The organism is Photobacterium piscicola (assembly GCF_900166965.1).
GTDB lineage: Bacteria > Pseudomonadota > Gammaproteobacteria > Enterobacterales > Vibrionaceae > Photobacterium > Photobacterium piscicola.
In genome coordinates this window covers 578,092-591,341 of the sequence record NZ_FUZI01000002.1, presented here as the reverse complement: position 1 = coordinate 591,341, position 13,250 = coordinate 578,092, and the positions used below count along the sequence as shown (strand labels likewise).

12 protein-coding genes are annotated in these 13,250 nt (G+C 41.9%); 9 read left to right on the top strand and 3 right to left on the bottom strand.

The genetic code is table 11. The annotated features are described in order from the left end of the window. On the bottom strand, positions 1-226 hold a 226-nt coding region (locus CZ809_RS08970; RefSeq protein ID WP_159447941.1), incomplete at its 3' end, for an alcohol dehydrogenase catalytic domain-containing protein. Between the two features lie 225 nt (positions 227-451). Between CZ809_RS08970 and CZ809_RS08965 the strand changes: the two genes are divergently transcribed. Both CZ809_RS08965 and tadA read left to right on the top strand, forming a co-directional pair. Continuing rightward, on the top strand, positions 452-1,342 hold the full coding sequence (locus CZ809_RS08965) for a LysR substrate-binding domain-containing protein (protein ID WP_045037555.1): 891 nt from the start codon (positions 452-454) through the stop codon (positions 1,340-1,342). A gap of 12 nt (positions 1,343-1,354) precedes the next feature. Further along, complete coding sequence (gene tadA, locus CZ809_RS08960; protein WP_080157165.1) at positions 1,355-1,888, top strand: tRNA adenosine(34) deaminase TadA; 534 nt, start codon at positions 1,355-1,357, stop codon at positions 1,886-1,888. 73 nt (positions 1,889-1,961) lie between these two features. Here the strand turns inward: tadA and CZ809_RS21260 are convergent, their stop codons facing one another. Both CZ809_RS21260 and mltF read right to left on the bottom strand, forming a co-directional pair. Continuing rightward, on the bottom strand, positions 1,962-2,129 hold the full coding sequence (locus CZ809_RS21260; protein WP_162841599.1) for a hypothetical protein: 168 nt from the start codon (positions 2,127-2,129) through the stop codon (positions 1,962-1,964). Between the two features lie 253 nt (positions 2,130-2,382). Beyond that, positions 2,383-3,849 carry a membrane-bound lytic murein transglycosylase MltF gene (gene mltF, locus CZ809_RS08955; protein WP_080157195.1) on the bottom strand — a complete coding sequence of 489 codons (1,467 nt, stop codon included), beginning with the start codon at positions 3,847-3,849 and terminating at the stop codon, positions 2,383-2,385. A gap of 390 nt (positions 3,850-4,239) precedes the next feature. Between mltF and purL the strand changes: the two genes are divergently transcribed. The 7 genes from purL (at position 4,240) to CZ809_RS08920 (ending at position 13,238) form a co-directional block, all read left to right on the top strand. Beyond that, the gene (purL, locus tag CZ809_RS08950) at positions 4,240-8,157 is read left to right on the top strand and encodes a phosphoribosylformylglycinamidine synthase (protein ID WP_080157163.1); all 3,918 of its coding nucleotides are present in this window, start codon (positions 4,240-4,242) and stop codon (positions 8,155-8,157) included. A gap of 184 nt (positions 8,158-8,341) precedes the next feature. Continuing rightward, positions 8,342-8,746 (top strand): hypothetical protein, encoded by a 405-nt coding sequence (locus CZ809_RS08945; protein ID WP_080157161.1) that lies wholly within the window; start codon positions 8,342-8,344, stop codon positions 8,744-8,746. Between the two features lie 105 nt (positions 8,747-8,851). Further along, positions 8,852-9,190 carry a nitrogen regulatory protein P-II gene (gene glnB, locus CZ809_RS08940; protein WP_006646656.1) on the top strand — a complete coding sequence of 113 codons (339 nt, stop codon included), beginning with the start codon at positions 8,852-8,854 and terminating at the stop codon, positions 9,188-9,190. 298 nt (positions 9,191-9,488) lie between these two features. Beyond that, positions 9,489-10,739, top strand: a complete 1,251-nt coding sequence (gene glyA, locus CZ809_RS08935; protein WP_080157159.1) for a serine hydroxymethyltransferase — start codon at positions 9,489-9,491, stop codon at positions 10,737-10,739. Between the two features lie 217 nt (positions 10,740-10,956). Then, positions 10,957-11,406: a transcriptional regulator NrdR gene (gene nrdR, locus CZ809_RS08930; protein ID WP_045037560.1), complete on the top strand. Its 450-nt coding sequence runs from the start codon at positions 10,957-10,959 to the stop codon at positions 11,404-11,406. A gap of 24 nt (positions 11,407-11,430) precedes the next feature. Continuing rightward, positions 11,431-12,558 carry a bifunctional diaminohydroxyphosphoribosylaminopyrimidine deaminase/5-amino-6-(5-phosphoribosylamino)uracil reductase RibD gene (ribD, locus tag CZ809_RS08925; RefSeq protein WP_210434277.1) on the top strand — a complete coding sequence of 376 codons (1,128 nt, stop codon included), beginning with the start codon at positions 11,431-11,433 and terminating at the stop codon, positions 12,556-12,558. A 23-nt stretch (positions 12,559-12,581) separates the two neighbouring features. Further along, a complete protein-coding gene (locus CZ809_RS08920) occupies positions 12,582-13,238 on the top strand; it encodes a riboflavin synthase (protein ID WP_080157154.1) in 657 nt (218 codons plus the stop codon). Positions 13,239-13,250 lie beyond the last annotated feature (12 nt).

The window sequence follows — 13,250 nt, the reverse complement described above, 5'->3', positions numbered from 1 at the left end:
TCATTTCAACGATACCGCCACCTTCGTGACCAAGGATCGCAGGGAAGATACCTTCTGGATCGTCGCCAGATAATGTGAATGCATCAGTGTGACATACGCCAGTTGCAACGATGCGAACTAATACTTCGCCAGCACGGGGTAACATTACATCAATTTCTTCAACAGAAAGAGGCTGTTTTGGCCCCCATGCGATAGCCGCTTTTGATTTGATAAATTTGTCAGTCATAATCTTCACTCTAGTTGTATTTATTTCTACTTCGTCAAAAGTAGATGAAAATTGGGTGAAAAGGAAAAATAATTATTTTATTGCCCCGTTTCGATGCTAGCTATTGTATTTGTTTCTTGAATAATGATAATTACCTAAAAGTGCAAATTACTTTTACACGTGTGTAATAATAAGCAGCGTAATCGTCATTTTTGCGATCGTTCATGTTAGTAATAGGTATTTAAAATGTTTCTATGGGAAGGGGTGACCGAGTTTGTTGCTGTCGCGGAAACGGAAAGTTTTACTGCAGCATCAAAACGATTAGGTATTTCGACTGCGCAAGTGAGTCGCCAAGTCAGTGCGTTAGAGAACCGACTTAATACCAAGCTATTCTACCGTACTACACGTAAGGTTTCATTAACGGAAGAAGGCAATGTTTATTATCAACATTGTCGTCAAGTATTAGACGGCCTTGAAGATGCTGAGCGTGCAATCAGTAATTTACGCGGTAAGCCACAAGGGTTGATCAAATTAACTGCACCGGTGACTTATGGCGAAAAATACATTATGCCGTTGGTTAATGATTTTATGCTGCAATACCCTGAAGTGGAAGTAACGATTGATTTAACTAACCGTCAAGTTGATTTAGTGGAAGGCAGTTTTGATCTCGCAATTCGTTTAGGGCGTTTGACCAGCTCATCAATGATGGCGAAGCGTTTAACCAGCCGCACCATGTATGTTTGTGCTTCACCCGCTTATTTACAGAAATTTGGTATTCCACATTCATTATCTGAATTACGTCAGCATAATTGCTTGATTGGTAACTACGATCACTGGCGCTTCCAAGAATCAGGTAAAGAAAAAAGTATTCGTGTTAGCGGTACCCTTAATTGTAATAGTGGTTATGGTTTACGTGATGCGGTGATTAAAGGGATCGGCTTAGCGCAATTACCTGACTATTATATAGATAAGGATTTAGAATCAGGGGCTATTGTTCCTATTTTAACGAATTACCAAGAGCCAGATGAAGGCATTTGGGCGCTTTACCCGCATAACCGTCATTTATCACCCAAAGTGAGAATGTTGGTGGATTACCTTGCAGAGCAATTACCTCACATTAGCCATTATGATTTGTAAGTACTTATACGGATGTTAAATAAAGAATTAGATGCTGAGGATTCAGCAGTAACAGACGATGTTTTTATGCGTCGTGCAATGGAATTAGCCGCTCTAGCTGAAGCTGAAGGCGAAGTGCCAGTTGGTGCGGTAGTGGTACATGATGGCGTGATCATTGGCGAAGGCTGGAATCGCTCTATTGGTCATCATGATGCGACCGCCCATGCTGAAATGATGGCATTACGTCAAGCAGGACAAATGCTACAAAACTACCGTCTTATTGATACGACATTGTATGTCACTTTAGAGCCGTGTCCGATGTGCGCTGGGGCTATTGTTCATAGTCGTGTTGGAAAAGTGGTGTTTGGTGCTCATGATGCTAAAACTGGAGCGGCGGGCAGTGTTATGAATTTGCTTAGTTATGAAGGTGTTAATCATCATGTGCTATTTCAGGGTGATGTATTAGCAACGGAATGCCGAGCGCAGTTACAAGCTTTTTTTAAGCGCCGTCGTGCCGAGAAAAAAGCGGCTAAATTATTAGCAAGGCAACAGCAACATGATGATTGAGTTCAGTTAAATCGAATAAGCTTGGTGGTGATTTATTATTAGATAAATGATTCCAAGCTTATTAGCTTATTAGCTAATAGCTTGGGCTGCTATGTTCTGCCGTTGCCGTCAGAATACAACTGCGCTGACGCCATAGAATTTTTTTACGGATATTACTACTTAGACGTTTGCGACGTGTTGCTGCGGTTGTGAGGTGTTTAGCAATGCGCGGTGTTTTTGATCTTAATTTGATAACTTTCATGGTTCCATCCATAGCGTTGACATAACGGTCAAAGCATTCTTCAGCAAATAAGATATCGCTGACGCCGTTAATAATGTCATTGTTGATACAATGTATTTATTATGCATAACAATGCATCTTTTGATAGTGATCTTTATAGGTTCATCATCAAACGTTGATCAAACTCTCATTGTGTAAAAAATGAGTCGATTATTCTAAATCGACGTCGATAAATACGATTAAATCACTATCTCTGATTCAGAAGAGTGCATGATTACTCAACGATGATCGATGGTGGTGATGGCGTTGGTGTAATCGTTTGTAGGCCATCAACAATTTTTAAATTATCACTTTCAAATTGACGACTATGAGCCCGTTCATAACCAATAATACTTTGGTAGTAACGTCGAATCCCTTCAACATAATTCAGTGCTTCATTGCCACGTGCATAACCATAACGTGATTGAATATAATATTTACGTTGACCTAATAATGGTAAGCGTTGCTTAACATCGACCCAAGTATCAGGATTTCCTCCTTGTGCTTTGGTGAGTCGACGAGCGTCCATTAAATGTCCAAAGCCAACATTATAAGAAGCGAGTGCAAACCAGACTTTTTCATGTTCTTCGACACTGTCAGGGACGCGGGCGATCATCTTTCGCAGGTACTCACTGCCGCCACGAATGCTTTGTTCAGGATCTAAACGGTTAGTGACCCCTACTGATTCTGCCGTCGGTAAGGTGAGCATCATCATGCCACGGACACCCGTTGGTGATATTGCCTGCGGATCCCAATGTGATTCTTGATAAGAAAGCGCGGCTAATAAACGCCAATCAAAGCCATTAGCATATTGTTTAAATAAGGCTTCCCACTGGGGTAAGGTGGTATTAACTGCGCGTAAAAAAGCACGAGTATCAACATAATCAAATTGATCGATATGACCGAAATATTTCTCTTCCAGCAGCGTCATGGTGCCGTTTTTCTTCATCTGTCCAAAAAATTCAATCATTAATGCATACAAACTGTCGTTACCACTTTGTTTTACAAACCAGCTTACTGGCTCGTCTTGTGTCAGTTCAAGAGCGATAGCAATATCAGGATGAATACGTTGCAATAACGCCACGTCAACAGAATCGGCAACGGTATAATCAAGTTCACCTGTCGCGACTTTAATTAATAGATCGTTAATGTCTGATTCTGGAATTGATTGCCATTTCAAGGTTGGGTGAGTGGTACGAATAAGCTTTAATTTTTGTTCATGACTTGAGCCTTTGACAACAGCTAAGCGTTTATTATTTTGAGCTAATTCATCAAGATTACGCGGTCGACGTTGGCCTTTTTTATACACCACGATTTGGCTAGCGTAATAATACGCTGGTGCGGGATGATAGCCTTGAAGACGATCGGGCGTCACTGTAAGCCCTGCGGCAATAATATCAATATCGCCGCGTTCTAATGCGGGAAATAATTCAGAGAGGGTAAACATCGCTGTGATCTCAAGTTTAACCCCGAGCTTTTTAGCAAAGGTCTGTGCCAGTTCATAATCTAGCCCGGTTGGACCTTCTGCGCCGATATAATAAGACAGTTGATTATTTAACGTTCCTACTCGTAATACACCACTATCTCGAATTTTCTCAAGGCTGGTGGGCGTGTTCTCTTGCCATTGACAGCCATTGGTTAATATCGCAAGTAACAGCAGACTTATAAAACGACGAAGTAGAGTGAACAACTGAATATTTATCAACTAAGCGGACCTAATCTGAACATTAATGTTCTTTATATCAAACCCTGTTAATTGCGCAAAGTTGAACTGTTCAGTTAATGATCATAATTTAGAGATCGGAATGGATTAAGTGACATTATCCTATTTCACGGTTAAAAAATGACCCAAAAATAAGAGGGAATAGCGTTTTTTTGATATTTTGATTAAGATTGAAAAAAAAACACGCAAACGGTTGCGTCAGGTGTTACGTCACAAATTTTTTTCCCTTATACTAGGCACTCGTGAATAACGTTGTGATAGTTAAGCAGTGAATAGTCTTGTACTAGGTGCTATTGAGATAAGTTTCTACGGTTTGAAATTTACCTCAATATCACTTTTTTTAATCTGCTAATCGAGAGACCTTTGCACATGGAAATTTTGCGTGGTTCACCCGCTTTGTCTGAGTTTCGCGTTAATAAGTTACTTGAGCGTTGTCATGAGTTAGATCTGCCAATTACTCATATCTATGCTGAGTTTGCCCATTTTGCTGATGTGGTGACAACGCTAACCGCTGATGAACAAGCTAAACTTACCCGTCTACTCACATACGGTCCAACGATTGCAGAGCACGAGCCTAAAGGTTTATTGCTACTTGTTACTCCTCGTCCTGGCACGATTTCTCCTTGGTCTTCAAAATCGACCGATATTGCACGTAATTGTGGTTTAACAACGATTAAACGTCTTGAGCGTGGTACAGCATATTATGTTGAATCATCATTACCACTTACTGCAGCACAATTGGATGACTTAAAAGCGCTACTTCATGATCGGATGATGGAAGTGGTGACCGATAATGTTGAAGCCGCGGGCGCATTATTTATACAAGCACAACCGGCAGCAGTGAAAAGTGTTGATATTCTAACGGGTGGCCGTCAAGCATTAGAGCAAGCGAATCTCACCTTAGGCCTTGCATTGGCTGAAGATGAAATTGATTACTTGGTTGAAAATTTTACCAAGCTTGAGCGTAATCCCAATGACATTGAATTAATGATGTTTGCTCAGGCGAACTCAGAGCATTGCCGTCATAAGATCTTTAATGCCGATTGGACGATTGATGGTGTCGATCAACCAAAATCATTATTTAAAATGATCAAAAACACCTATGAGCATAACCATGAGCACGTGTTGTCTGCTTATAAAGACAATGCTGCGGTTATGGAAGGGTCTCACGTTGGGCGTTTTTTCCCTGATCCACAATCACGTCAATATACTTATCATCAAGAAGATACCCATATTTTGATGAAAGTTGAAACCCATAATCACCCAACAGCAATTTCACCGTGGCCGGGCGCAGCAACAGGCTCTGGCGGTGAAATTCGTGATGAGGGCGCAACCGGTATTGGCGGCAAACCCAAAGCGGGTTTAGTTGGTTTTACTGTATCAAACTTGCGTGTGCCTGGTTTTGAACAGCCGTGGGAAACCGATTTTGGTAAACCAGATCGTATCGTGACAGCACTTGATATCATGTTAGAAGGCCCACTGGGTGGCGCGGCATTTAATAACGAATTTGGTCGTCCTAATCTACTGGGTTATTTCCGTACTTACGAAGAAAAAGTCACTTCTCACGCTGGTGAAGAAATCCGTGGTTATCATAAGCCAATTATGATTGCGGGTGGCATGGGTAATATTCGTGCTGATCATGTGCAGAAAAAAGAAATACCTGTTGGCGCCAAGTTAATTGTGCTTGGCGGCCCAGCAATGAACATTGGTCTTGGTGGCGGTGCGGCGTCATCAATGGCATCAGGACAATCAGCAGAAGATTTAGATTTTGCTTCAGTGCAGCGTGAAAACCCAGAAATGGAACGTCGTTGTCAGGAAGTGATCGATGGTTGTTGGCAGATGGGCGATGACAACCCAATAGCTTTTATTCACGATGTAGGCGCGGGTGGTATTTCTAACGCTTTACCTGAATTAGTTAACGATGGTGAGCGTGGTGGTAAATTTCAATTACGTGATGTGCCTAATGATGAACCAGGCATGAGCCCACTTGAAATTTGGTGTAATGAATCACAAGAGCGTTATGTATTAGCAATTGCGCCTGAAAATATGGCTACGTTTGATGCTATTTGTCAGCGTGAGCGTGCCCCTTATGCGGTGGTAGGTGAAGCCACAGCTGAGCGTCATTTAAGCCTTGAAGATAGTCATTTTGATAACACCCCGATTGATATGCCAATGGATATTTTATTGGGTAAAGCGCCGAAGATGCACCGTGATGCACAAACGCTGACAGTGGTTGGGCTGCCGCTTGATCGCAGTGGAATCACCATTGAAGCTGCAACGCAACGTGTTTTACGTCTGCCTGCCGTCGCAGAAAAAACGTTTCTAATCACCATTGGTGATCGTAGTGTGACAGGCCTAGTTGCACGTGATCAAATGGTCGGTCCTTGGCAGGTGCCAGTGGCTAACTGTGCAGTAACAGCGGCAAGCTATGATAGTTACCACGGCGAAGCGATGTCGATGGGCGAGCGTACGCCTGTTGCGCTGCTTAACTTTGGTGCTTCTGCGCGTTTAGCGGTTGGTGAAGCAATTACTAATATTGCAGGTACTGATATCGGCGATATGAAGCGGATTAACTTATCGGCTAACTGGATGTCACCAGCAGGTCATCCCGGTGAAGATGCTGGTCTATATGAAGCAGTAAAAGCCATTGGTGAAGAGTTATGCCCAGCATTAGGGTTAACGATTCCTGTGGGTAAAGATTCAATGTCAATGAAAACTAAGTGGCAGCAAAATGGTGAGGAAAAAGAAGTCACATCACCATTGTCATTAGTGATCACTGCTTTTGGTCGCGTTGAAGATGTTCGTAAAACAGTGACACCGCAATTACGCACTGATAAAGGCGCATCAAGCTTATTGCTGGTGGATCTTGGTTGTGGTCAAAACCGTCTTGGTGCGACCGCTTTAGCACAAGTTTATAAGCAGTTAGGTGATAAAGCCGCTGATGTTGATAGCCCTGAATTATTAAAAGGCTTCTTTAATGCGATGCAAACCTTAGTGCGTGACGAGAAGCTATTGGCTTATCATGATCGTGGTGATGGTGGTTTATATGTCACTTTAGCTGAAATGGCATTTGCAGGTCACACTGGTATTGAAGTTGATATTAATACCACTACAACGGATGCATGTGATGATGTGCTAGCAGCGTTATTTAGTGAAGAGCTAGGTGCTGTGATTCAAGTGCGTAGTGATGATGTTGAAGCCGTACAAGCTGTATTAGCGGCAAATGGTTTAGCAGCATGCAGCCATATTATTGGTACTGTAATAGATGAAGACACAGTCCGTATTTGGAATGGTAATGATTTAGTTCTTGAACAGAATCGCACTGAATTACGTGCAATCTGGGCTGAAACCACGTATCAAATGCAAGCGATGCGTGATAATCCAGCCGGAGCATTACAAGAATTTGAAGCCAAGAAAGATACGCAAGACCCAGGCTTACATACTCAGTTAACATTTGATATTAATGAAGATGTTGCAGCGCCATTTATTGCACCAGCGATTAATTTTGGTGCGAAACCACAGATGGCAATTCTACGTGAGCAAGGTGTTAACTCTCACGTTGAAATGGCGGCTGCGTTTGATCGTGCAGGCTTTGAAGCGAAAGATGTTCACATGAGTGATATTCTTAGCGGTAAGGTACAACTTGATGGCTTTAATGGTTTAGTGGCGTGTGGTGGCTTCTCTTACGGTGACGTATTAGGCGCGGGTGAAGGCTGGGCAAAATCAGTGTTATTTAACAATATTGCCCGTGACCAATTTGCTGCATTCTTTACTCGTTCAGATACTTTGGCATTAGGGGTGTGTAATGGTTGCCAGATGATGTCTAATCTGCACGAGCTGATTCCAGGTGCTGATTTATGGCCGCGTTTTGTGCGTAACGAATCAGAACGTTTTGAAGCGCGCTTTAGTTTAGTTGAAGTACAAAAGAGTGATTCATTGTTCTTTAATGAAATGGCAGGTTCACGGATGCCAATCGCAGTTTCACATGGCGAAGGTCGAGTTGAAGTACGTAATGGCGAGCATTTGGCGGCGATTGAGCAGTCAGGCACGATTGCGCTGCGTTATCTTGATAACTACGGCAATGTTACTCAAAATTACCCAGCTAACCCTAATGGTTCGCCAAACGGTATTACAGGTTTAACCACGCAAGATGGACGAGTCACGATTATGATGCCGCACCCAGAGCGAGTATTCCGCACCGTGGCTAACTCTTGGCACCCAGATGATTGGAGTGAAAACAGTCCTTGGATGCGAATGTTCCGTAATGCGCGGGTTAACTTAGGCTAATAGATACATTCATTAAACATATAGAAGCTGTCATTTATTGGCAGCTTTTTTTATACTGTAACTGTGACACTTATAAATTTAAATATGAAGTTGATATTGATCACATTAACCGGGAAAGAACATTGGGATAATTAACGTAACGAATACGTAAAAATGACCACGGCGTCGTTACAAGGATGAAACAATGGGATGGGATGTTCCCAGTAGTTACCGTCTAATCGGTGCAACTAAATTACTTGCAGTGTTAGTTGTTATTGGTCTTATTCAACATTTTGATATGATCATTCAAGCCTTACGCTTTGATTTACTTAGCATGGTACCGATGAGTGTCACTATATTGGTATTGATCTCAGGAATACTTGCTTGTATTGGATTATTTCGAGGTAAGAAATGGGGGTTTATACCACTTTATTTTTACATTCCGGCTGCAACGTTATTTCTTCAAGTGAGTTTAATTCCTTTTATTCCTAATATTTTTCCGGTTAAACATCATGATATTGTTATTATGGTGATCAATGGCTTGGTATTACTGTACTCCGTGTCGCTACTTTTGCGACGAATGGAGACTAATTACATTAAAGAATATTAAATGGTATTAAATTACTGCATTGAATCTGTGATAATAGCTTTAATTTAATCAAGTCGGTGTTCGTAATCACGATCCCGATCTTCTGCTCAGCAAAGGATGATGATAATGAAAAAAATTGAAGCCATTATTAAGCCATTTAAACTTGATGATGTTCGCGAAGCGTTAGCGGAAGTGGGTATCACAGGCATGACAGTGTCAGAAGTCAAAGGATTTGGTCGTCAAAAAGGCCATACTGAGCTTTATCGTGGTGCCGAATACATGGTCGATTTTTTACCTAAAGTGAAAATTGAAATTGTAGTGACTGATGAAGTTGCAGAGCAATGTATCGACACCATCGTAGAAACAGCCCAAACAGGTAAAATTGGCGATGGTAAAATCTTCATGTTTGATATTGAGCGTGTGGTACGTATTCGTACCGGCGAAGAAGATGAAGATGCTATTTAATTTGTGATGGTTAATCATGATGAAACATCAAGAGGAGTTGCCACAGTGCAGCTCCTTTTTTATGGCTGTATTTTATGTCAATAAATAACCATTGAATCATGACGTCAATTTAGTAACTGATTACTGTTACAACAAAGAAAACCACATTTAGGACTTTCTGATTTAGATCAATTTATGTAATATAGACTGCAGATAAGAAATGAAAACGGAAACGATTGCGCCCGCGTGGCGTCTAGGTTTGTGACTTTTCGTTCATCACTAAAAATAGTATAAAACTTTGCCGAGTCAGGAGATACAGATGCTAAAGCGCGATATGAATATTGCTGATTATGATGCGGAACTATTTGCAGCTATTCAGGAAGAAACAGCCCGTCAGGAAGAACACATCGAGTTGATTGCTTCTGAAAACTACACCAGCCCACGTGTAATGGAAGCACAAGGTTCTCAGCTAACAAATAAATATGCTGAAGGTTATCCTGGTAAGCGTTACTACGGTGGTTGTGAGTTTGTCGATAAAGCTGAGCAACTTGCGATTGACCGTGCGTGTCAGCTATTTGGTGCAGAATACGCGAACGTTCAGCCACACTCTGGCTCTCAAGCCAATAATGCGGTTTACATGGCATTATTGAATGCGGGTGATACGGTATTAGGTATGAGTTTGGCACACGGTGGTCACTTAACGCACGGCTCACCTGTAAACTTCTCGGGTAAGTTATACAACATCATTCCTTACGGTATCGATGAAAATGGTCAAATTGACTACCAAGAAATGGAAGCATTGGCGTTAGAGCATAAACCAAAAATGATCATTGGTGGCTTCTCGGCTTACTCGCAAGTGGTTGATTGGGCAAGAATGCGTGAAATCGCTGATAAAATTGGCGCTTACTTATTCGTTGATATGGCACACGTTGCGGGCTTAATTGCGGCCGGTGTTTATCCAAACCCTGTGCCTCATGCACATGTTGTTACCACAACAACCCATAAAACATTAGCTGGCCCTCGTGGTGGTTTGATTTTGTCAAACGAAGGCGAAGATCTTTACAAAAAGCTTAACTCTGCTGTTTTCCCAGGTGGTCAGGGCGGCCCGTTAATGCATGTTATCGCAGCGAAAGCGGTGGCTTTTAAAGAAGCGATGGAACCTGAGTTTAAAGTTTACCAAGCAAATGTGGTTGTGAACGCTAAAGCAATGGTAGCTGAATTTATTAAGCGCGGTTATAACATCGTTTCTGGTAGTACAGAAAACCATTTATTCCTTGTTGATTTAATTGATAAAGGTATCACTGGTAAAGAAGCAGATGCAGCATTGGGTGCTGCAAATATCACTGTTAACAAAAACAGTGTACCCAATGATCCACGTAGCCCATTTGTAACTTCAGGCATTCGCGTAGGTACACCATCAATTACTCGTCGTGGTTTTGATGCCGATGATGCACGTCAACTTGCAGGCTGGATGTGTGATGTTTTAGATAACATCAATGATGCTGCTGTTATTGAAGCGACTAAAGAGAAAGTGCTTGAAATTTGTAAGCGTCTTCCCGTTTACGCATAATTTAGTCATGATACGGTATTAAATACCTATTATTGCATATCAAGATAAGGCTTGCCTGTTTAGAGGTAAGCCTTTTTTGTTGTCTAAATAACATAAAATGTACCATTATTGATGATAATTGTTACTTTTAAGGCTATTTATTATAAAAAAGGAAGGGGATAGTCTCATTAAAGTGATGAAATGAGTTACACTGAGTCGATTGAATGTAGGAGGCTAAATGCATTGTCCTTTTTGCGGTGCAAATGACACCAAAGTAATCGATTCTCGATTGGTTGCAGATGGCCACCAAGTGCGCCGACGTCGCCAATGTTTAGCGTGCAATGAACGCTATACTACGTTTGAAACGGCAGAACTTGTGATGCCTCGCGTAGTAAAAACGAATGGCAACCGTGATCCGTTTAATGAAGAAAAATTACGCGGTGGTATTCAACGTGCGCTAGAAAAGCGTCCCGTGAGTACTGACGACATTGAACGTGCGGTAAATAGTATAAAATCTTGTCTTCGAGCAACCGGTGAACGTGAAGTACCATCTGAGATGATAGGTAATTTAGTGATGGAAGCTTTAAAAGAATTGGATAAAGTCGCTTATATCCGCTTTGCTTCTGTTTATCGTAGTTTTGAAGATATCCGTGAGTTTGGTGAAGAAATCGCTAAGCTGGAACGTTAAAACAAATAATCGTTAAGACCAACAATAATGACACACACTGATCAACAAATGATGTCGCGAGCAATAGTACTGGCTCAGCGCGGTCGTTATACCACAGCACCTAACCCTAAGGTAGGATGCGTGATTGTAAATAATGGCGACATTGTTGGTGAAGGGTATCATTATCAAGCAGGACAACCCCATGCTGAAGTGTTTGCATTACGGCAGGCACAACAACGTGCTCAAGGGGCGACCGTCTATGTTACCTTAGAACCATGTTCTCATTATGGTCGAACGCCGCCCTGTGCTGAAGCATTAATTAATGCCAATGTGGCACGGGTTGTGTGTGCGATGGTGGATCCTAATCCTGCTGTTGCTGGGCGGGGTATTGCATTGTTGCAAGCGGCAGGTATTCAAGTCGATATTGGTATTTTAGCTTTGCAAGCACAAGCATTGAATCCTGGCTTTATTAAACAAATGACCCATCAAATGCCCTATGTTGAGCTCAAACTTGCCGCGAGTTTAGATGGGCGAACTGCGTTAGCAAATGGGGCCAGTAAATGGATCACTGGCCCTAAAGCGCGATCGGATGTTCAACAATTTCGTGCCTGTGCTGGGGCTATTTTGTCGACCAGTGCGACGGTTATTGCTGACGATCCTTCACTTAATGTACGCTGGAATGAGCTTGATGCATCTGTTCAGCAACAATACCCTCAGTCAGCGTTACGCCAGCCTATGCGGGTTATTATTGATAGTCAGAATAGATTGACGCCTGAATATCAACTTTTCAATTTACCCGGAGAAACCATTCTTGCTCGTACTATGCTCGGTACTGAAGCGTGGCCCGATTCCGTGCAGCAATGGAAAATTCCAACTCAACCCAACAGTAACCAACTTGATCTGGTGGCTTTATTGTCGCGGTTAGCCGACTATGGCATTAATCATATTTGGGTTGAAGCGGGGGCTAGTTTGGCAGGAGCATTATTGCAACAGCAATTGGTTGATAGTTTGATTTTATATCAAGCCCCTAAACTAATGGGCAGTGATAGCCGTGGCTTGATTGATATCACCGGATTAACATCAATGACGCAAACACCACTGTTAACCATTACTGATGTGGGGTTGGTTGGTGATGATATTCGTATTATAGCAACAGTACAAAATAATAAATAAAATAGTGAAATTAAGGGTTTATCATGTTCACTGGAATTATAGAAGCTGTCGGTAAAATATCAGCTATGACGCCAAAAGGTGCTGATGTTTCTGTTACTGTTGATTCAGGATCGCTAGATTTATCAGATGTTAAATTAGGCGATAGTATTGCGACTAACGGTGTTTGCCTTACCGTCGTTAAATTAACGGGTAAAGGTTATGTTGCTGATCTTTCATTGGAAACATTAAACCGTACTGCTTTTGTGAATTATAAAGCAGGCCAAGTGGTTAATTTAGAAAAAGCGATGTTGGCAACGACGCGTTTTGGTGGTCATATGGTTTCAGGCCACGTTGATGCTGTTGCTGAAGTGATTGAGCGTCAACATATTGGTCGTGCGATTGAATTTTGGATTAAAGTGCCACCGCAACTTGCTAAGTATATTTCAGAGAAAGGCTCTGTGGCTGTTGATGGCATTAGTTTGACCGTTAATGCTGTGCGTGGTGACGAGTTTAAGTTAACGATTGTGCCTCATACAGCGGCTGAAACGACCATGGCTGATTTTAAAGTTGGTCGAAAAATTAACCTTGAGGTTGATGTTATCGCGCGCTACCTTGAGCGATTAATGCTCGGTGATAAAGCGGCGGAAAAGCAATCTCAAGTAACAATGGATTTATTGGCGAGAACTGGGTTTCTCGGTTAAGCATTGCTTTAT